The sequence below is a fragment of the Xaviernesmea rhizosphaerae genome (assembly GCF_001938945.1).
GTDB lineage: Bacteria > Pseudomonadota > Alphaproteobacteria > Rhizobiales > Rhizobiaceae > Xaviernesmea > Xaviernesmea rhizosphaerae.
The window spans coordinates 1-599 of record NZ_MKIO01000002.1 but is presented as its reverse complement, the minus strand read 5'-3'; the positions used below and the strand labels follow the sequence as shown (position 1 = coordinate 599).

Annotated in this window: 1 pseudogene; it reads right to left on the bottom strand. The window is 65.6% G+C overall.

From position 1 onward, the window contains the following. Window positions 1-599: pseudogene (locus tag BJF92_RS25435) on the bottom strand (polysaccharide biosynthesis/export family protein); the annotation flags it as partial.

Genomic DNA, 599 nt, shown 5'->3' with positions numbered 1-599 from the left:
GAGTCGCGTGTGATGATGACGTCGTTGGAGGCGCCGGAGACGGTGGAGGTGACGGAGTTCACCAGGTCGAGGAACTTGACCACCTCGACGGAGCTCGCATTGGTGACGAAGATGATGTCCTTGTCCTGCATGGGCAGCTGCTGGGCCACGAACATGGTCGCAGGATCGCGCATGTCGGCGCGGAAGATCACGGGGATCTCGCTGTCGGCGAAGCGGCGGACATCCACGCCGAGGCGGGCCAGCAGATCGCGGTTCACACGGCGATAGAGCAGCACCTGCTCGGGATTGGCGCGCGCGTCGAGAAGGCCGCCGGCCTTGCCCAGCGCCTCGCCGAGCGTCAGCTTGGCATCCTCGAAGTCGAAGCGGCCATTGGTGCCCGAGGCGCCGAAAGCCAGATAGGTGCGCCGCTCACGGTTGACGATCAGCGTGTCGCCGGGCGCGGCGAAGATGTTTTCCGCCGGATTTTTCGTCAGAGCGTCATAAAGGACGGTGGCGGTTCGGTTGCCGCGCTGGAGCGTGACATAGGTCTCGATCCCCGGCGTCGACAGGCCGCCGGCCTGGGAGAGCAGGTCGAGGATACGGTCGCCGCCCTCGTTGAG